This is a genomic window from Anabaena sp. UHCC 0187 (assembly GCF_009712035.1).
Classification (GTDB): Bacteria; Cyanobacteriota; Cyanobacteriia; order Cyanobacteriales; family Nostocaceae; genus Dolichospermum.
The window spans coordinates 131800-149548 of sequence record NZ_VILB01000008.1; the positions used below are offsets into that span (position 1 = coordinate 131800).

Here is a 17749-nt window from a genome sequence, read left to right on the forward strand (position 1 = left end):
TATCTAAAGATTAGTGGAAATAGCTTGTACCGGACAAGTAGGAATACATTGTTCGCAAACAATACAGCGCGATCGCACAAAAGTAAGTTTATATGTTTCTGGATTAATAGCAAGAGCTTCCGTCGGACAAACCCCCGTACATAAACCACAGTGAACGCATACATCCTCATCAATGATAATTTCACCTAAACCCAGGGAAACATGAATATGTTGCGATCGCATCCATTCAATTGCTGCATCTAACTGATCAATATCTCCTAATAATTCTACTACCAGTTTACCAATTTGGTTAGGCGCAACTTGGGCGCGGATAATATTCGCCGCGACATTAAAATCCTTTGCTAGTCTGTAGGTAACTGGCATTTGAATCGCACGTTTGGGAAAAGTCAGGGTAACTCTTTTTTTCATTATGTGGGAAAACAGTAAAATGAACTAAGTTAATAAGTCTTAATAAATTGATTATGAGTACCGAAGCCCCTGTAAATTCTAGTAACCGCATCAAAAACTTCTTAATTGCTATTGTAGCGATCGCTTTGGGAGTTGCCCTCTTCCTGGGACTTAAAACTGATTCTACCTCAGTTTCCCTAGGGGAATTAGGTAAAACTGCCATTCCCTTAGAAGTAGCAGTCAGCAACGGAAAACCTTCCCTCGTCGAGTTTTACGCTGATTGGTGTACAGTTTGTCAAAAAATGACTCCCGACATGGCAAAACTCAGAGAAAAGTACAATAACAACCTGAATTTTGTGATGTTGAATGTTGATAATACCAAATGGTTGCCAGAAATGCTCAAATATCGAGTAGACGGGATTCCCCACTTTGTATTTTTGGGTAAACAAGGGGAAACCATAGCCGAAACCATTGGTGATATCCCCCGCACCATTATGGCTAGTAATTTAGAAGCCTTAATTGCCGGTTCAACTCTTCCCCACATTCAAGGTAATGGTAAAACTTCCCAATTTTCCGCACCAGTAGCCACAGAAGGAAATCAAGATGATCCTCGCAGTCACGGTAGCCAAGTTGTAAATTAGGTCAACTAAAAAAACATAAGATCCAGATTCCTAACTTCTCTAAAAAGTAGGGAATCTATATCCTCATTTTGACAATTTATTGGTTTATTCAATAGTGATGAAAGCGATTTAATGACTCGATTATTTTTTCTCAGCGCAACCTGTTCTTACTGTTTTACCCAAAATTAAAGTTGCTGTGTAGGGATATTTTTTATCTGACATAGTATCACTACAAAAGCCATTAGTTTTCTGGATAATTAGCAGATTATCGGCTCTACCACGTAAACGATAAACCCTAACCACATCTAAAGGTCTTCCGTCTGCGGCTTGAGGATTTACATAAGGAAAAGTTTGTTTTTTAATCCCATCTCCTAGCCAAGAATAGACAATACCTTTTGGGCTAATATTTATATTCCAAAATGGCTCATTACCTACGACGTTAAATTCTTCAACTCGGTTGCTGGCAATATGATTTTGTGCCAATTTAAGTGTAGCAATTGCCGTTGAGTTAGCAGTAACTAGACTTATGGGTATATTCACTAATCCAATACACAATATACTTACACGTAAATGCTTATTCATGACCTGTCTTTACTTAATTATTTTGACAGTATTTGCTTGTTGATAAATTCCATCATGCAAATCATCATTAATTATAAAATGATAAAACTAGACTACTAATATAGATGATACATTTTTATATAATTCATGGTTTAGTAGCTTTATTAATTATATTCATATAGCTTTTCTCGAATATAGGAATTTTCTCATGTAATTATAACTCAATTCGCTAAAAAATTGCCTTTAAACTTGTTCTATCAGCCGTTCTTCAAAGTAAGATAGTGTATCATTGTCTTTTTTCTCAAAATTTACTATGGCTACGATTAACGACAACTACCTGAAACTCAAAGCTGGCTATCTGTTTCCCGAAATCGCGCGACGGGTAAATGCTTTTGCCCAAGCTAACCCTGATGCTAAAATCATTCGGTTGGGGATTGGTGATGTCACAGAACCCTTACCAGAAGCTTGTCGGACAGCCATGATTAAAGCTGTGGAAGATATGGGCGATCGCTCATCTTTTAAAGGATATGGCCCAGAACAAGGTTATGCTTGGTTAAGGGAGAAAATCGCCACCCACGACTTTCAAGCCAGGGGAGCAGCCATAGAAGCTGATGAAATCTTCATTTCCGACGGTTCTAAGTGCGATTCCGGCAATATTCTCGATATTTTTGGCAAAAATAACATCATCGCCGTTACAGACCCAGTATATCCCGTTTACGTAGATACCAACGTCATGGCGGGTAACACAGGAGACGCGAACGAAAAAGGCGAATATGGTGGTTTAGTTTATTTACCTGTTACTGCTGAAAACAATTTTACTGCGGAAATTCCCAGCCAAAAAGTTGATTTAATTTATCTTTGCTTTCCTAATAATCCCACAGGTGCAACCGCAACTAAAGAACACTTGCAAGCATGGGTAAATTATGCCAAAGCTAACGGTTCAATTATCTTTTTTGATGCCGCTTACGAAGCATTTATTACTGATCCTACCTTACCTCATTCTATTTTTGAAATCGAAGGTGCTAGAGATTGTGCAATTGAATTCCGTTCTTTCTCCAAAAATGCCGGGTTTACCGGGACTCGTTGTGCTTTAACTGTTGTTCCCAAAACCCTCACAGCTAAAGCCGCTGATGGTTCTAATGTGGAAATTTGGAAACTCTGGAATCGTCGTCAGTCTACCAAATTTAACGGCGTTTCTTATATTATTCAACGCGGTGCAGAAGCGGTTTATTCAGAAGCAGGACAATCACAAATCAAAGCTTTGGTAAACTTCTATTTAGACAATGCCAAAATCATCCGCGAAGAGCTTACAAACGCTGGTTTAAAAGTTTATGGTGGTGTAAATGCACCTTATGTATGGGTGCAAACTCCTCATGGTTTATCCAGTTGGGAATTTTTCGATAAGTTATTAGAAACTGTGAATGTGGTGGGTACTCCCGGTTCTGGTTTTGGTGCTGCGGGTGAAGGTTATTTCCGCATTTCTGCCTTTAATAGTCGGGAAAATGTAGAAGAAGCCATGAAGCGGATTACCGCTAAGTTTAAGGTGTAGAATATTGTGGTGGGTAATGCCCACCCTTTTATATTAAACGAAGTGGTAGATTGATGAGGTTTTGGTTTAGTATAATATTAAGGTGAGTTTTTTATAGACTCAACTCTTCGGTTTTTATTTATACAAAGTACAAGTAATTTAGAGGTTAATTTATATGAAATTGATCATCAAAAATTTAGGTCCGATTAAAAACAATACTCAAGCCATTGATTTATCGAAAGATTTCTTTATTTTTGTTGGACGAAATAACAGTGGGAAAAGCTATGTCGCTCAATTGTTATGGGCAATTTTCAATCAAGATATAATTCATAAATTTGCCCGCACCAATGTAGAAATCATTGATAATAAAATCGTTGAAAATATAAATAATATCGAGGTGACTTCTGAATTATTGGCAGAAATTTTGAATAGATATAGTTTCTTCTTACAAGAAGAAACGAAAAAAGAGATATTTAATATAGGTAAACAATCCCAAATACTAAATAATATTGTTATTACTTTTGATCATGAAATATCTGAATTAAAAGAACGAGTAACTGAAGGAATTGTCAAGATAAAAGATGATGAGGGCAATACATTAGAATATATAGAATTTAAAAAAAATAAAGGTGATCTAATATATAACTTTAAAGAGAAAGAATTGCCAGACACTTTTAAAAAAATAATTCCTAAAAAATCTTTAGACAGGGACTTACTGGATGAAAAAAAGTTTCTTCTAATTGCAACAATAATTAGAACTATGTTGAAACATAGACATGAGACTTTTTTCTTACCAGCTAGTAGAATTTTCTTTCCTACATTCTATCGTTATATTTATGAAGTTGACAGAAACCGACGGGAACAAGATATCAAAAAACTTGTAGATTTACTAGAAAATCCCCGCAAGAGGTCTAATATTCAATTATCTGATCTTGAAGAGTTAGATTTTAAAAGAAAATATACAGAACCTATGAATAAGGTTTTTGAAAAACTTTTCTCTCTGAATCTTGAAGAAAATATTGAAGAACATTATATTAATCTTGTACAACAGTTACAGGAAATTCTTGGAGGTGAGATAAAACTTAGTAGTTTAGAAGGGATTAGTCCGATAGAATTCTATTTTAAAATTGATTCTGTTGATGAACCTTTACCTATGTATTTAGCTTCTTCTTCTGTTAATCAATTAACACTTCTTTATTTATATTTGAAATATTGGGCATCAGAAAAAGATAACTTTTTAATGATAGATGAACCAGAAGTTAACTTACATCCTGAAAATCAAATTAAGTTAATCAATATATTAATACAGTTTATTCAAAATGAAACAGGAAATAAAGTATTAATAACAACCCATAGTTCTATCTTAGCTAATGCTATTAATAATTGTATATATCTGGATGTTCTTAAAAATCCACATGGTGTTAATGTTGAAAAAATTATAGAAGAAAATAAATTAAAATATGTTGATTCATCTATTTCTATATCAAAAGACAAGGTAGGTGTTTATTTTTTCACAGGTGATAAGATTATTGATTATGAAAGCAGTGATTATGCCATCTATTTTAGAAACTTTAGAGAAGTTGAAAATAATTTAGATAACTCACTTCGTATTCTGAATAATTATATTTATCGTCAGGAAGATGAGGCTGAAGATGAGTAAAAATTATTTTTTGAATAGTCCTCATAATCCAGATGTTCTCTTTCTCCGAGATGAATTACATAAAGCTTTAGCTCAACAAGAATTTATTGTTGAAATTCCTGTCACTGAAGATGAGATAATTGAAATTAAAGAAGACAATTCCAAGGCAAAACTTAAAAAAGCCTTTATTCAGGAATTAAATTATTCTGATAATAAGTCAAAAGTAGAAAAAATTTGGAAAATTGACTTAGAAAAGGATATACCTGGTATCTCAACTAGTGGTGGAACTCCTGAATGTGCTATTTTGGTTTTACAAAAGTATGAAAGTAGTTATAGATTAAGCATTATTTTAATTGAATTGAAATCTAGTATAGATAATGAAAAATTAAAGAATATTCGCAAAAAGTTTAGTTGTGCAATGTCTAGAATATATATGTTACTGGTTTTAAATAATCACTTAAATTTAACTAAAGGTTATAGTGAAGAAGAAATATATATAGATTTTAAGGGTATTTTATTTTATAAAGAAAACAATCTAAAAGGTGAATATGATAGAGAATTTTATCAAATATTCAATAATCCTAATTTATCAGGATTATTAACTTGTGAAACAATTCTAAGGAATGATGTAATTAAAGTTAAATGTTTTCAGCAACCTCACAATTTAGAACAAGAAATAAGGATCAATTTACAATCCTTATTGTCTAAATAATTAATATCATTCTCTATTCTCTCTTTTCCCCCGCAGTCCGAATCAATTCCCCTATCAAAGCCACAATAGCAGTCATAGAAATTAACATCACACTTAAAGCATTAATATCAGGTTTGACTCCGGTTCTAATGCGGCTAAAAATTTCTATTGGTAAAGTATTCGCACCACTTCCAGCGGTAAAACTAGCAATTAAAAAATCATCTAAACTCAATACAAAAGCCAATAAACACCCAGAAATAATTGCTGGCATTAATTGAGGTAATAAAACCAAAATAAAGGCTTGTATGGGTGTTGCACCTAAATCTAATGCTGCTTCTTCTAAATGGGGATTGATATTATTCATGCGAGAAGAAACTACCAAACCCACATAGGATAGACAAAAAACAATATGGGCTGCGATAATAGTCCATATACTCAAAGGAATAGCAAAAGCTGCTAAACATACTAGTGTCGAAACAGCGATGGCAATATCAGGAATTAATAAGGGTAAATAGGCAATTCCCTGATATAATTTCTTACCAGGAAAGTCATAACGTGCCAACCCTACAGCCATTAATGTTCCCAAGACTGCGGAAACCCCCACAGCAAAAAAAGCTACCAATAAACTATTATATAACCCCGATAAAATTCGTTCATCACTAAATAATTTTCCGTACCATTCCAGCGTAAATCCTTGCCATTTAGCACTGTAAGGTGAACTATTAAAACTATAAAAAGCCAGTACCAGGATAGGTAGGTACATAAACACAAATATGACTAGTGCAAAAACCGCTTGCCAAGAAGCACGCGATTTATTTATTTGTTTGTATATATTCATTTTATTTAATATATGCAACTATTTATTTATCGTTACATATTATACTTATTTTTATCTTTCAAGTCAAGTTCAAAATCCAAAATTTAACTATTATATTTTGTCTAATTTATTTCTTAAGTATCAGATATTAACACTACCTAGGATAGACAAAAGATATCAAATATAAAGCATAAGATTTAGTAGTACCATGGACGAGGGTGATTTTTCTATCTTTAGCTATTTCTTGTTAGTTATTTCATTTATTTTTAACTAACTAGACATAGGAATCTGATATTTTAGGAGATTGATAATGAAAATTGCTCAGGTTGCCCCACAGTGGGAGAGAGTACCACCACCAGCCTATGGTGGCATAGAATTAGTAGTGGGGTTATTAACTGATGAATTAGTCCGTCGAGGACATGAAGTGACATTATTTGCATCAGGAGATTCTTTAAGTTTAGCCAAGTTAGTATCAGTTCATCCTCATGCTTTGAGGCTAGATCCTACAATTAAAGAGCCAGCCATTTATGAAATGCTGCTATTAGCTTCAGTTTATGAACAAGCAGCAAATTTTGATATCATTCACTCTCATGTAGGACTAGGAACACTAGTTTATGCCAATTTAGTCAAAACTCCTACAGTTCACACTTTACATGGAGTTTTTACTCCAGATAATGAAAAAATCTTTAAATATGGCAAAAAACAGCCTTATATTAGTATTTCTAATTCCCAAAAAGAACCCAGATTAGGATTAAACTATGTAGACACTGTTTATAATGGCATTGATGTTAGTAGTTATGAATTTTATCCTCAACCAACAGAACCATCTTACTTAGCTTTTTTGGGCAGAATTTCTCCAGAAAAAGGACCACATTTAGCAATTGAGATTGCTAAGAGAACTGGTTGGAGGTTAAAAATAGCAGGTAAAGTAGATTTGGTAGATTTGGAATATTTTGATCAACAAATTAAACCATATATTGATGGTAAGCAAATTGAATATTTAGGTGAAGCCAATCATCTGCAAAAAAATGCCCTTATGGGAGGCGCTTATGCAACTTTATTCCCCATTACTTGGCGAGAACCTTTTGGTTTAGTCATGGTAGAATCAATGGCATCAGGTACACCTGTAATTGCCATGCGAATGGGTTCAGCAGAGGAAGTGATTGTTGAGGGTAAAACGGGTTTTCTTTGTAATAATGTGGAAGAATGCATTAATTCTCTGGAAAAAGTAAGTAACTTAAATCGTTACGCTTGTCGTCAATATGTGGAAGAAAATTTCAGTGTGCAGCAGATGACTGATGCTTATGAAGCCGTTTATCAACAGATAATTGGAGAAAAATTAGCTCAAAAAAATGGTTTTTCCCGCAATGCCTTAGTGAGTTAGTAGGGGTGGGGTTTCCCCACCCGGTTTCCCTATCTCAAACTTTGCGTCTTTGCCTCTTTGTGTCCTTTGCGCGAAACATAATTTTCTAGAACGCCCTCATGTAATTGCTTAAACACCTTTTTGATGTTTAACTTCAACTACTGTATGCACATTCCCACGGGGGGTAAAATCTGTTTTCACAGTGACTTCTAAAGGATCACAAGCAGCGACAAAATCATCTAAAATTTGATTTGCTGTTTCTTCATGGGAGATATAGCGATCGCGGTAGCTGTTAATATAAAGCTTGAGCGCTTTCAACTCTACTACCCGTTGATCTGGAATGTAACTAATATAAATAGTCGCAAAGTCAGGATAACCGGAAAAAGGACATTTACAAGTAAATTCCGGTAACGTAATATTAATATCATAGCGTCGCCCAATGCGAGGGTTAGGAAACGTAATTAATTCCCCTTCCGCAATTTCGCGTTCACCATATTTCATTTCTTGACTTGCTGGAGATACAGTTTCAGGTGCAAAGTTACTCATAAGTTAGTAAAAAGGAATGCAGAGGTTCACAATTATTAACTTAACAGTTTTTAACACTTCTCCCCAGCTTGATGAGTTACTTACTCCATTTCTTTTTCCCAGTCAGGACAATTTTTATCATCCCAACCATGAGGGTGCATACCACAGACTAACAAATTACCGCTATAAACCTGTCCGTGATAGTTGCTACAACCAATACAAGCAGCATTTTTTTCTAGTGTAGCTTCTACTGCATAGGGAAAACCAGGATCTATATCTTCGGTGATATCTTCCAGTTCCCAGTAAATCTCCAAAATTGGTTCGGCTAAATCTTGTAAAAACTGTTCGTGCAATGTACTGAAGTTATCAATATCAGCCAAAAATGTGTTTTGTACTTCTTCAGTAATTTCTTCCGTAATCTCAAAAAAAGCGTCTACCATGTCATTCATTCCCAGGAAGAACTGCTCTACTTCATCAGCCACGGTTTCAATCATGTCTATTAAGTCTTTTTGCCACTGTTCCATAAACTTAATGCCCTTAATGGCTAAAACATAACGCTTAACGCCGTTTGACTGGAAGTTCTAGAGTACACAGTGGGTAATTGCACTTACAACCATTTTGGGTATAGCGTCATTTTTCTAGAATTAAATATTACTGATACCCAAAGTAAAAAATCGCTTTTTACGGTTCGCGTTGCAGCCGTTTTAACTCTTCCTGTAGTTCTAGCACTTGATCGCGTAGATGATCTACATTGTTGACATTTTCTTTATTTTCTTTTTTCGCCTCTTTCACAGTTGGCTCTTCGTCATCATCCACAATATTTATGCGACGAGGTTCTGAAGGGGCTGTTTTTTCAGGCGTTTGTCCAGATGGTGGTTGCTGTTGAGCTTGCTTCATCATGTCTTCGACAAAGCGGCGAGCTTCTTCTGTGTTCATCTCGCCTTTGGCTACCATTTCATCTGCTAATTTTTGGACTTGCGATCGCAGTTCGGTTAATTTCCCCCCGGCTTTTTCGCCAGCATAAGAGGCTAACCCAACGCCGAGATAAAAAGCTTTTTGTACAATATCTCCAAAACCAGGCATTGCTGCTGAAAGCTCCTACAAATAAGGCGACCCGGAGACTACGCCTACCACAAGCATCCCTTATTGCTGCTACCTTCCGGTCCTGACAAGATTTGGGCGTTGAAGTCGCATAGATCCAGGTCTTCCATCATCATAACACTAAAATTCAAAATTTGTATGTTATTCCACAACAATTCGCCATTCAAATAGTTCGTAGTTGACACAATCGTTCTGTACCAAGGGATCAGCCAATACTATTGCCTGTGCTTCATCCATTGAAACAGCCTCAAATAACATCATTCCACCACCCTTGCACGCCCAATAACCGGTTTTGGCTTTATGTCCTTTAGCAATCAACTCTTGCACATAAGCTCTGTGACCAGGTACATATTGGTCAAAGATGGCTTTGTCTACTTTACCAGTTTCGATTTTGACAAACCAAGGCATATCTCAAATGGTATTTTAAATTAGTAATTTCTGATTTAGCACAAAATATCATGATTTGTGATCGTATTCGTGCTGATTCATATATTTTTGTGACTTATGTAATATCTCGGAATAAATCGCTATGTGTTTACACATCTATACTGTATATTTAGTCAGTGAAAGTTGAGAATTAAATGAGTCGCTTTTTTATTGCTCTTTTACCACCACAAGAAATTCAAGAATATGCAAACGATATTAAACATTATTTTGCAGATAAATATGCCTGTCATAGTGCTAAAAAATCACCACCCCATATTACTTTACAGCCGCCTTTTGAATGGTCAGATACTCTTGTCACCAATTTAGAAACATCCCTACAAGCATTCGCTAGTCAACAAGAGTCAGTTGCAATTACATTTGACGGGTTTGCAGCTTTTCCTCCTCGTGTTATATACATTAATGTAGTTAAAAGTCAAGAGCTTTTAACTTTGAAAACTGATTTAATGACTTATGCCGAAACCAACTTAGGAATTATTGATCAAGTTGAAAAAGCGCGTCCCTTTGTCCCTCATCTAACAGTCGCATTTCGAGATTTAACAAAGCAGAATTTTCGGATTGCTTGGCCAGAATTTGTCCAAAATCAGTTTTATGCTGAATACACAGCAACTCATTTAACTCTGCTTCTTCATAACGGTAAATGTTGGAATATCAAATCAGAATTTCCTTTTTTAGGATCTGTTAAATAGTTCCGATATTTTAGGTATTGCTCTAGGAATTTACCAGTTATTTGTAAAGTTTTTAAAATTCAGTTGAAATAACTAGCCATGACTGCAATAATACTATTATTGCTAAAAGCAGACAATTAGTAAATGTTAGAAGAGGTAAACAGCAAATTTAGCACTTGCTTTTTCCTTAATTACCAAATTTAATTAAATCAAAATTACCAGGATAGAATTATGCCCAACAAATTAAATCTCGATAGCAATGAAACCCTCAAAAAAGGTGCAAATGGTGCAAAAGTTCAACAACTACAAGAAATTTTAAAAGCACTCAATCTAAATCCAGGCACAATAGATGGTGATTTTGGTAATAATACTCTCAAAGCCGTTAAACAATTTCAAACTCAAAAGGGACTTGAAGCAGATGGTATAGTCGGAAAAAATACTCAAAATGCTTTAAATAATGCTCTTGATAAGTTAACAGAAATCTCAAAGCCTTCAACACCAACTTCAACACCAACTTCAACTTCAAGCGTTCCCACAAAAGGTTTTGGTGGTGCAACTGGAAAACTACCACTTCCAGCAATTCCTTTAATCAAAGAATTTGAAGGTTGTTACTTAAAGGCTTATCCAGATCCTCTAAGCGGTAATTTACCTATCACTATTGGTTGGGGTACTACGAAAAAAAGAGATGGTAGTAACTGGAAATTAGGTGAAAGCATCACTCAACAAGAAGCAGATGATTTATTGATGCTTCAGTTGGAAAATAGCTATCTACCACCTCTACAAAAAATTCCGGTTTGGAATGAATTAAACGCCAATCAACAGGGGGCTTTATTAAGCTTTGGTTATAACTTAGGTGCTAACTTCTATGGTGGTTCTAACTTCTCAAGCATGACTAGAGTTTTAAGAGATAAAAAGTGGGATGAAATTGAAGAAACTTTTCTAAAATACAGAAATCCTGGTAGCAATGTAGAAGCAGGATTGAAACGGAGAAGACAGGCAGAAGCTAAACTATTTTTAACTCCAGTTAGCTAAATATTAAATTCAATCAGAGACGTTTCTATAAAACGTCTCTACATTCAAAAAATACTAATTACTTACCATTGGGACGTTGAATAATCGTTTCTACTATTCGTCTTTTTGCTTGTGGATCAATTCCTACTAAACGCACATATTCACCGCTATATTCAGATAAACAAGATTCTAAAGTAGAAATAGCATCGGAATGGGCATCAATATTAAAACCACCACAACTTTGCCAAGAACCTGTACGAAAACGCCGTTCATCAACGTGTTCAAGGCTAATTTTACAACCTTGAGCTAAAAGTTGTCTAACTTGTTCTTGAGTTTCTAAACTTAAATGAGTAGGTTGATTCATCACAGGTTTACTAACTGGAACTTCCGCAACAGGAGAAGCTGCTTGATAACCTTTACCTCGATTCAAGCGATTATATTCATCAACTAAATGAGAAGTTTCCACTCGTTTTTGTTCACCCACCATAAATTTACCCGACTCAATTAAATGAGAGAGAGTAAAATCTGGCTTTTTAAATGCTGGTGGCCCTTCCAAACTATTGACAACTCGCAAAGAAACATTCTCAAAACCAATTTGATGGATGAAATTACGGATTTGTTCATCATAAATCCGGGAACGCAAAGCACTAAAAAAGTCAATAGATTGATGGGGAAAAGTATCAACAAATTGTTCAATTTCCCGTTGTGAAAGTCCGTCTTCTGCAAAAATTCCCCCGACAATTCCCACCTTATCATCCCGGTTGGGTTCCCAGTAAAATTTGTCCATTCTCCCATCACGAATTAATGGTGCATAGAGAGTAGAAAAATCATTTCCGGTAACAATAATTGGCACACGACATAAAGGATTAGAATCATAACTTCCCGGTAATTGGACATCTGTGGGATTATCAGCAATATTCATCAATGTGGCATTTACCAACTGAGTATTTACTGTATATTGAGTCCCTTCGTCAAAACGTCCCGCACCGGCATCTAAATCATTAATCATCAGTACGCACATTTTCCCCCGCACTTTGATTAATTCTGCTGTTTCTCGATAACGCAGACGTATCAACCGCGCAGGATCTCCCGCGTCTGGACTTTCTAATTCTCCTCCAGATATTAAAGTTACTTCAATACCCATTTTCTCAAAAACTAACTCGCATTGAAAGGATTTTCCCTCTCCTTTGCGTCCATGAATTCCTAAAATCAGGGGAACTCGAATACCAGGAATGTTTAAAAAGTTTTTGGTGATATGAACTGCAAGTTTATCAAGAAAGCTAGGAGCAATATAGTAACTCATAGAATTATCCCAGGTGATGATTTATTCAGATTATCATAGATTTTTTTGGTAACAATAGTCAATTAAATGGTAAATTACTTTGGGAGTATCATTGTAATTATCAGTATGAATGATTCATCAATTACCATTACTAAGTTATTAGATACAGATTTGGCAGAACTGAGAAAAATCAGTCAAGAAATTTGGTATAGCCACTATTCTTCAATTCTCAGCCATGCACAAATCGAATATATGCTAGATAAAATGTATGGAATAGGAGTAATTGAAGATGAGATTTATAATCAAGGGATATTTTATGATCAGGTTTTGCATAATTCTGAATTAGTTGGTTATTTATCATACAGTTCAGAAATGATAGATAATATTAGTTATTTGAAATTACATAAATGTTATTTATTGCCATCATTACATGGTTATGGCTATGGTCAAAAGATGTTATTTCATGTATACCAAAAAGCGCAAGCAATGAAGTTGAAACAAATAATTCTCAATGTAAATAAAAGGAATGAAAAAGGGATTAAAGCTTATTCTCGATTTGGTTTTAGAATTATTGATAGTCAGGTAATAGATTTTGGTAGTGGCTTTGTTTTGGATGATTATATAATGGGTTATGAACTTTAGAAGAGATAAATAGCTTACCAATAAAACAAGTTATAAATTGGAAATGCCGATTTTAATATCATCAAACTTCTTTATTAATGTGACTTAGACGAAACAGAATTATCAAGTATGAAATAAATTGAAATAGAGGGACAACCTACATCAGATTTTCCCTCATTGGGCTATATGAATCTTAGTTCGCAATACTATTAATACCATTAAAGACAGTGCTATTATTAATATGTATTAATACCACCAAGAAGTGTATTGTTACCTTGTGTATAAAAATGGTATGCACCATTAGGATCTACTGGTTGCTGTGTTGGAGTATAACCGTCTCTTGACGAATTATACGTAACAAACTCTCCACCATAATTACCACTCTGACCTGGCTGTAAAACGGATCGTTTGGATGGTACTGTTTCCCCAAAAGTGTTAAAAGTCTGTGTACGATCTGTATCATTTAAAAGTGAGAATCCACCAATGAATACAGATGATTCATCGGAACTCAATTCTTGTAATAAAGCTTCATCAACACTACTTAAAGAAGAAGCTGTATTTTTTGAGCGTGTTGTTTCTAGCATGATGTTGTACAAAAGTAGTGATGGATAGTTTTTTATTTATAAAACATAAAAGTTATAAGTTTCATTAACCCATAGTTAGATTAACTAAATCAATCTTTAGCTAGAGAAGACGTTCATTAACAGTAATTTGTTGCATAAGTACCACTTTTAGCCTTTTGTATGTGCGACTCAACCGATAATTCTATTCTCCATCAAAAACTAAAAAAGAGAGATAGAAAACTCTACCTCTCTTTTTAATTCATCAAATTACTATTAGCTAATTAGCTCTTAGTATCTGCTGGGTTTGTGAACAAGGAAGCTCATAACTTGACACTGCTTGATGTTGTCAAAACCAACAACACGGATGTAGCAGTTGCTATACTGAGAACGGCAACCTTGAACTTCGCTCAATACTTCTTGAGTAGTTTTAGCGCCGAACAAAGGCAACTTCCACATTGTCCAATAAAGTTCTGTAGGTTCAGAAGTTTCATTGAATTCAATTGCAGGAATAAAGCCTTGTGTGATAATGTACTGAACTTGCTTGGCAATTTGCGCGTCAGACAGAGGGGGAAGATAAGAAAGGGTTTCGTAACGACGCTCTTTAGGTAAAGTTTGCATAGTTTTTGATAAGTGGGGGAGATTTTTTATTACTTAGCTGACTGACTAATTAGATAAATTATCTAAATTAGCATCAGATATTGTTTGTCTTTCAGTTTCCAGGCTGGGACTTGATAAACTTAGTTGCGTAATGCGTTCGAGATGCTGGCGACGCTGTTCCATATTGGCTTGCTGAATGCCAGTTATCACCATTTCTGGTAAAAACTCTGTCACTTCCGCCGCTATATGTTCCCTGACAGTCATAATCCGTAATGCCAAATCTGACTTTTCCAGAAACAGTTCCTCAATATATGCTTCTCCGTCTTGGATTTTTCCAGCGGAGAAGTTTTGCAACCAATGTGCTAGAGGAGGATTTGTTTCGCCTAGCTGTGCCAATACAGTCCTCAGAGCCTGATAAGTCAGGTAGCTTTGGAGAGTTTTGGCTGTGTCTTTCGCAATTTGCTTTAAATCCATGCTTGACCCAGCCCTTTAGATTTTTAGATTTTGGATTGTTTATGAATCCAAAATCCCAAATCTGAAATGATCAGACGGTATCCATTGCTTCAAACTCGAACTTAATTTCTTTCCACAGTTCGCAAGCAACAGCCAACTCAGGAGACCACTTAGCAGCTTCGCGGATAATATCATTACCTTCACGAGCCAAGTTACGACCTTCGTTACGAGCTTGAACAACTGCTTCTAGAGCTACGCGGTTAGCTGTAGCACCAGGAGCGTTACCCCAAGGATGTCCGAGAGTACCACCACCGAATTGTAGTACGGAGTCATCACCAAAGATTTCTACCAACGCGGGCATATGCCATACGTGGATACCACCAGAAGCAACGGCCATTACACCGGGTAAAGAAGCCCAGTCTTGGGTAAAGTAAATACCACGAGACTTGTCTTGTTCGATGTAGTTTTCACGCAATAGGTCAACGAAGCCCATTGTGATTCCACGTTCACCTTCTAACTTACCAACTACTGTACCGGTGTGGATGTGATCACCACCAGACAAGCGGAGAGCCTTAGCCAATACGCGGAAGTGGATACCGTGGTTCTTCTGACGGTCAATTACAGCGTGCATAGCACGGTGAATGTGCAACAGAATACCGTTATCACGACACCAGCGAGACAATGTGGTGTTAGCTGTGAAACCTGCGGTTAGGTAATCGTGCATGATGATGGGCTGTTTGAGTTCTTTAGCGTACTCAGCCCGTTGGATCATTTGTTCGCAGGTAGGAGCGGTAACGTTCAGGTAGTGACCCTTGATTTCGCCGGTTTCTGCTTGTGCTTTGTTGATAGCTTCTGATACAAACAAGAAGCGATCGCGCCATCTTTGGAAAGGTGCAGAGTTGATGTTTTCGTCGTCTTTGGTGAAGTCCAAACCACCACGTAAACATTCGTAAACTGCGCGTCCGTAGTTCTTAGCGGAAAGACCTAATTTGGGTTTGATTGTACAACCCAAGAGAGGACGACCGTATTTGTTCAATTTGTCGCGTTCAACTTGAATACCGTGAGGAGGTCCTTGGAAAGTCTTGATGTAAGCTACAGGGAAACGAATGTCTTCCAAACGTAATGCCCGTAAAGCTTTAAAACCAAATACGTTACCTACGATGGAGGTTAGTACGTTGGTGATAGAACCTTCTTCAAACAAGTCCAAGGGATAAGCAACATAACAAATATATTGGTTATCTTCACCAGGAACTGGTTCGATATCATAACAACGACCTTTGTAGCGATCTAGGTCGGTGAGCAAGTCTGTCCAAACTGTTGTCCAAGTACCTGTAGAGGACTCAGCAGCTACAGCCGCGCCAGCTTCTTCAGGAGGAACTCCGGGTTGGGGGGTCATCCGGAAAGCTGCTAATAAATCTGTATCTTTAGGAGTGTAATCAGGTGTGTAATAAGTTAGTCTGTAATCTTGAACCCCAGCTTTATACCCAGACTTAGCCTGAGTCTTAGTTTGCGCGTAAGACATATTTTTCTTCCAAGAAGTCTTTCTTTTTACTATCAAATCACGTTATGTGCCACTTCTTCCCATTCCAACTCTTAATTCATTCTTAATGAAATTATAAGTTTTGCTTATAGTTAGGGGCGAGGCTGATCTATGGTGACAGTATTACTGCTGCACAAATTATATTGCAGTCACAATTGCCGCAACTAATTTTTTACCAGTTATTTTTCGTCCCAGAAATACAAAATCTTTTCATCTTGAGTTTGCATACCCTACTAAACTGGCTTTATCAGCCGTCTGCGGATTTTTGCCTGAAAGCCACATTCCAGATATAAGGCTGGTTTGCTGCAACTCTCTTTTTTTTCCTGATGTCTTTACCTAAAGGGGGTAAAGATTGATCACGAGGCATTTTCACTCTCAGACAGGTTTAGTCAGGGGATGAGCAAGAAAAGAAGAAGTTGCACATCACGGAATTTGTAGCTTACCCCACAATATATCAATAATTCAATAAGTTATTTTGCAAATTTTTCTAACTGATATATTTAAATTTGTTATTACATAAAGATTTAACATTTTATTAAGATTTATTTATAAATGTGTATATTTTAAGTAAGTAGGGCTTACGCATTGACAAAAAACATCATCTATGCAGTCTAGACAATGGCATTCTTGCCAAGGTTAGCAAAAATATGCTTAATAATATATAGAAGTAAACAGATTTCTCTGTACCTCGTTTTGATAGGAAAAATAGGGATGATTGCGATCGCACTCCTCAAAATCATCCTACAAGCGATCTCTATCAGGTAGTTGAAAGGACTGTTCTTTAAGCTGAAGTTTGAAGTTATGGTTGATAATAGTGTTTTTGTTAAAAATATTTACATTATTATAAGTGTTTCTTCCGTTGCTAATTACTTAGAGTTATATCCATAATTGACTGGTATATTTCTTACAAAGACTCTTAATACACTATTTAATCATGACAAAACAAACTATGCAAACTCAACAAGACGAGTTACAGCACATTTTTGTAGCTTATGAAACAGCCAAGCAAGGTGGAATTCAACAAGTTACATCAAGATCAGGAAAAGAATATGAAGTAAAAATTCCTGCTAATTGTTTGGAAGAAACTAAACTATGCTTGAAAAGACGTAACTTACAGCAAAATAATATAGGTAATTTGCAGGAAAAATATAATTCTGTTAAAGGATTTTTTAGTAAAATTTATGATGGTTTTTCACAACAATATATAGCTGATAAAAATCCTGTTTATATAGATAATGAAAGTGATATAATTGTTATTATACATACATTGTTTGACAATAGTATAAACATAGAAAAAATAATATATGAATTAATAAATAACTCAGACATTAAGCCAAT

At 35.7% G+C, this 17749-nt stretch carries 21 protein-coding genes and 1 other RNA gene; 9 read left to right on the forward strand and 13 right to left on the reverse strand.

Translation table 11 applies throughout. The features are described 5' to 3' along the window. Window positions 1-3: 3 nt before the first annotated feature. Window positions 4-408: an NIL domain-containing protein gene (locus FJR11_RS07660; RefSeq protein WP_015079300.1), complete on the reverse strand. Its 405-nt coding sequence runs from the start codon at window positions 406-408 to the stop codon at window positions 4-6. Window positions 409-461: 53 nt separating this feature from the next. Between FJR11_RS07660 and FJR11_RS07665 the strand changes: the two genes are divergently transcribed. Beyond that, window positions 462-1028: a thioredoxin family protein gene (locus FJR11_RS07665; protein WP_168503104.1), complete on the forward strand. Its 567-nt coding sequence runs from the start codon at window positions 462-464 to the stop codon at window positions 1026-1028. 120 nt (window positions 1029-1148) lie between these two features. Here FJR11_RS07665 and FJR11_RS07670 read toward each other — a convergent pair whose 3' ends face one another. Then, window positions 1149-1589 (reverse strand): COG3650 family protein, encoded by a 441-nt coding sequence (locus tag FJR11_RS07670; protein WP_168503105.1) that lies wholly within the window; start codon window positions 1587-1589, stop codon window positions 1149-1151. A gap of 292 nt (window positions 1590-1881) precedes the next feature. On the opposite strand from FJR11_RS07670, the gene FJR11_RS07675 reads away from it, so the two are divergent. The 3 genes from FJR11_RS07675 to FJR11_RS07685 all read left to right on the forward strand — a co-directional run bounded on the left by FJR11_RS07675 (window position 1882) and on the right by FJR11_RS07685 (window position 5447). Beyond that, window positions 1882-3117 carry an LL-diaminopimelate aminotransferase gene (locus tag FJR11_RS07675; protein WP_168503106.1) on the forward strand — a complete coding sequence of 412 codons (1236 nt, stop codon included), beginning with the start codon at window positions 1882-1884 and terminating at the stop codon, window positions 3115-3117. A gap of 154 nt (window positions 3118-3271) precedes the next feature. Further along, window positions 3272-4756, forward strand: a complete 1485-nt coding sequence (locus FJR11_RS07680; RefSeq protein WP_168503107.1) for an AAA family ATPase — start codon at window positions 3272-3274, stop codon at window positions 4754-4756. Continuing rightward, a complete protein-coding gene (locus FJR11_RS07685) occupies window positions 4749-5447 on the forward strand; it encodes a hypothetical protein (RefSeq protein WP_168503108.1) in 699 nt (232 codons plus the stop codon). Before FJR11_RS07680 ends, FJR11_RS07685 begins: the two co-directional genes overlap by 8 nt. A gap of 13 nt (window positions 5448-5460) precedes the next feature. Here the strand turns inward: FJR11_RS07685 and FJR11_RS07690 are convergent, their stop codons facing one another. Beyond that, window positions 5461-6189, reverse strand: a complete 729-nt coding sequence (locus FJR11_RS07690) for an ABC transporter permease (protein WP_168503136.1) — start codon at window positions 6187-6189, stop codon at window positions 5461-5463. Between the two features lie 364 nt (window positions 6190-6553). Between FJR11_RS07690 and FJR11_RS07695 the strand changes: the two genes are divergently transcribed. Continuing rightward, a complete protein-coding gene (locus tag FJR11_RS07695) occupies window positions 6554-7627 on the forward strand; it encodes a glycosyltransferase family 4 protein (protein ID WP_168503109.1) in 1074 nt (357 codons plus the stop codon). Between the two features lie 108 nt (window positions 7628-7735). On the opposite strand, the gene queF is transcribed toward FJR11_RS07695, so the two are convergent. The 5 genes from queF to FJR11_RS07720 form a co-directional block, all read right to left on the reverse strand. Then, window positions 7736-8152, reverse strand: a complete 417-nt coding sequence (queF, locus tag FJR11_RS07700; protein WP_168503110.1) for a preQ(1) synthase — start codon at window positions 8150-8152, stop codon at window positions 7736-7738. Window positions 8153-8232: 80 nt separating this feature from the next. Further along, window positions 8233-8655, reverse strand: coding sequence for a hypothetical protein (locus tag FJR11_RS07705; protein WP_168503111.1), 423 nt, complete (start codon window positions 8653-8655; stop codon window positions 8233-8235). 157 nt (window positions 8656-8812) lie between these two features. Next, a complete protein-coding gene (locus tag FJR11_RS07710) occupies window positions 8813-9214 on the reverse strand; it encodes a phasin family protein (protein WP_168503112.1) in 402 nt (133 codons plus the stop codon). 25 nt (window positions 9215-9239) lie between these two features. Further along, window positions 9240-9336: signal recognition particle sRNA small type (gene ffs, locus FJR11_RS07715), an RNA gene on the reverse strand. Between the two features lie 37 nt (window positions 9337-9373). After that, window positions 9374-9640, reverse strand: a complete 267-nt coding sequence (locus FJR11_RS07720) for a YciI family protein (RefSeq protein ID WP_168503113.1) — start codon at window positions 9638-9640, stop codon at window positions 9374-9376. Between the two features lie 173 nt (window positions 9641-9813). Here FJR11_RS07720 and FJR11_RS07725 point away from each other — a divergent pair, with 173 nt between their 5' ends. Continuing rightward, complete coding sequence (locus FJR11_RS07725; protein ID WP_168503114.1) at window positions 9814-10365, forward strand: 2'-5' RNA ligase family protein; 552 nt, start codon at window positions 9814-9816, stop codon at window positions 10363-10365. Between the two features lie 210 nt (window positions 10366-10575). Further along, window positions 10576-11376 carry a glycoside hydrolase family protein gene (locus FJR11_RS07730; protein WP_168503115.1) on the forward strand — a complete coding sequence of 267 codons (801 nt, stop codon included), beginning with the start codon at window positions 10576-10578 and terminating at the stop codon, window positions 11374-11376. 58 nt (window positions 11377-11434) lie between these two features. On the opposite strand, the gene FJR11_RS07735 is transcribed toward FJR11_RS07730, so the two are convergent. Continuing rightward, a complete protein-coding gene (locus FJR11_RS07735; RefSeq protein ID WP_168503116.1) occupies window positions 11435-12658 on the reverse strand; it encodes a ribulose bisphosphate carboxylase small subunit in 1224 nt (407 codons plus the stop codon). A 105-nt stretch (window positions 12659-12763) separates the two neighbouring features. Between FJR11_RS07735 and FJR11_RS07740 the strand changes: the two genes are divergently transcribed. Further along, a complete protein-coding gene (locus FJR11_RS07740) occupies window positions 12764-13279 on the forward strand; it encodes a GNAT family N-acetyltransferase (protein ID WP_168503117.1) in 516 nt (171 codons plus the stop codon). Window positions 13280-13494: 215 nt separating this feature from the next. Here FJR11_RS07740 and FJR11_RS07745 read toward each other — a convergent pair whose 3' ends face one another. The 4 genes from FJR11_RS07745 to FJR11_RS07760 form a co-directional block, all read right to left on the reverse strand. Beyond that, window positions 13495-13842, reverse strand: coding sequence for a hypothetical protein (locus tag FJR11_RS07745; RefSeq protein WP_168503118.1), 348 nt, complete (start codon window positions 13840-13842; stop codon window positions 13495-13497). A 267-nt stretch (window positions 13843-14109) separates the two neighbouring features. After that, window positions 14110-14439, reverse strand: a complete 330-nt coding sequence (locus FJR11_RS07750; protein ID WP_168503119.1) for a ribulose bisphosphate carboxylase small subunit — start codon at window positions 14437-14439, stop codon at window positions 14110-14112. Between the two features lie 45 nt (window positions 14440-14484). Beyond that, window positions 14485-14892 (reverse strand): chaperonin family protein RbcX, encoded by a 408-nt coding sequence (locus FJR11_RS07755; RefSeq protein WP_168503120.1) that lies wholly within the window; start codon window positions 14890-14892, stop codon window positions 14485-14487. 70 nt (window positions 14893-14962) lie between these two features. Then, window positions 14963-16393 (reverse strand): form I ribulose bisphosphate carboxylase large subunit, encoded by a 1431-nt coding sequence (locus FJR11_RS07760; RefSeq protein WP_015079279.1) that lies wholly within the window; start codon window positions 16391-16393, stop codon window positions 14963-14965. Window positions 16394-17360: 967 nt separating this feature from the next. Between FJR11_RS07760 and FJR11_RS07765 the strand changes: the two genes are divergently transcribed. Beyond that, a partial coding sequence (locus FJR11_RS07765) for a hypothetical protein (RefSeq protein WP_217358217.1) occupies window positions 17361-17749 on the forward strand: 389 nt, incomplete at its 3' end.

Bases quoted from the DNA above. Each gene is read 5' to 3' on its own strand.
- FJR11_RS07685 (WP_168503108.1), top strand. From the start codon at position 4,749: ATGAGTAAAAATTATTTTTTGAATAGTCCTCATAATCCAGATGTTCTC.
- FJR11_RS07755 (WP_168503120.1), bottom strand. From the start codon at position 14,892: ATGGATTTAAAGCAAATTGCGAAAGACACAGCCAAAACTCTCCAAAGC.
- FJR11_RS07695 (WP_168503109.1), top strand. From the start codon at position 6,554: ATGAAAATTGCTCAGGTTGCCCCACAGTGGGAGAGAGTACCACCACCA.
- FJR11_RS07665 (WP_168503104.1), top strand. From the start codon at position 462: ATGAGTACCGAAGCCCCTGTAAATTCTAGTAACCGCATCAAAAACTTC.
- FJR11_RS07680 (WP_168503107.1), top strand. From the start codon at position 3,272: ATGAAATTGATCATCAAAAATTTAGGTCCGATTAAAAACAATACTCAA.
- queF (WP_168503110.1), bottom strand. From the start codon at position 8,152: ATGAGTAACTTTGCACCTGAAACTGTATCTCCAGCAAGTCAAGAAATG.
- FJR11_RS07760 (WP_015079279.1), bottom strand. From the start codon at position 16,393: ATGTCTTACGCGCAAACTAAGACTCAGGCTAAGTCTGGGTATAAAGCT.
- FJR11_RS07670 (WP_168503105.1), bottom strand. From the start codon at position 1,589: ATGAATAAGCATTTACGTGTAAGTATATTGTGTATTGGATTAGTGAAT.
- FJR11_RS07730 (WP_168503115.1), top strand. From the start codon at position 10,576: ATGCCCAACAAATTAAATCTCGATAGCAATGAAACCCTCAAAAAAGGT.
- FJR11_RS07690 (WP_168503136.1), bottom strand. From the start codon at position 6,189: ATGTACCTACCTATCCTGGTACTGGCTTTTTATAGTTTTAATAGTTCA.
- FJR11_RS07660 (WP_015079300.1), bottom strand. From the start codon at position 408: ATGAAAAAAAGAGTTACCCTGACTTTTCCCAAACGTGCGATTCAAATG.
- FJR11_RS07740 (WP_168503117.1), top strand. From the start codon at position 12,764: ATGAATGATTCATCAATTACCATTACTAAGTTATTAGATACAGATTTG.
- FJR11_RS07710 (WP_168503112.1), bottom strand. From the start codon at position 9,214: ATGCCTGGTTTTGGAGATATTGTACAAAAAGCTTTTTATCTCGGCGTT.
- FJR11_RS07745 (WP_168503118.1), bottom strand. From the start codon at position 13,842: ATGCTAGAAACAACACGCTCAAAAAATACAGCTTCTTCTTTAAGTAGT.
- FJR11_RS07705 (WP_168503111.1), bottom strand. From the start codon at position 8,655: ATGGAACAGTGGCAAAAAGACTTAATAGACATGATTGAAACCGTGGCT.
- FJR11_RS07720 (WP_168503113.1), bottom strand. From the start codon at position 9,640: ATGCCTTGGTTTGTCAAAATCGAAACTGGTAAAGTAGACAAAGCCATC.
- FJR11_RS07750 (WP_168503119.1), bottom strand. From the start codon at position 14,439: ATGCAAACTTTACCTAAAGAGCGTCGTTACGAAACCCTTTCTTATCTT.
- FJR11_RS07675 (WP_168503106.1), top strand. From the start codon at position 1,882: ATGGCTACGATTAACGACAACTACCTGAAACTCAAAGCTGGCTATCTG.
- FJR11_RS07735 (WP_168503116.1), bottom strand. From the start codon at position 12,658: ATGAGTTACTATATTGCTCCTAGCTTTCTTGATAAACTTGCAGTTCAT.
- FJR11_RS07725 (WP_168503114.1), top strand. From the start codon at position 9,814: ATGAGTCGCTTTTTTATTGCTCTTTTACCACCACAAGAAATTCAAGAA.